This window comes from Lysinibacillus sp. RU7, assembly GCF_057837305.1.
Window position 1 is genome coordinate 1 of sequence record NZ_JBYQFK010000246.1, and the last position, 246, is coordinate 246.

At 44.3% G+C, this 246-nt stretch carries 1 protein-coding gene; it reads right to left on the reverse strand.

Translation table 11 applies throughout. The features are described from left to right. A partial coding sequence (locus AC3II9_RS22285) for an FAD-dependent oxidoreductase (RefSeq protein WP_489158937.1) occupies window positions 1–246 on the reverse strand: 246 nt, incomplete at both ends.

Sequence of the window (246 nt, forward strand, 5' to 3'; positions counted from 1 at the left end):
CTAAGAAATTGATAAAACTGGGTGGATGAACGGCGAAGCTGGTGGTAGTGCTGCCAGAGCAGGGACCAATCAATATTCTGGTTTTTTTGAGCATGTTGCAATGATTGAGAGAAAGCCCAAGCATCCAATAATGCCATATTTGCACCTTGACCTAACTGTGGACTCATTGCATGAGCTGCATCGCCAATTACCCCAATTGGACCTTGACCAAATTGAGTCATAACGACATCACGGTAGTTTGCAGAT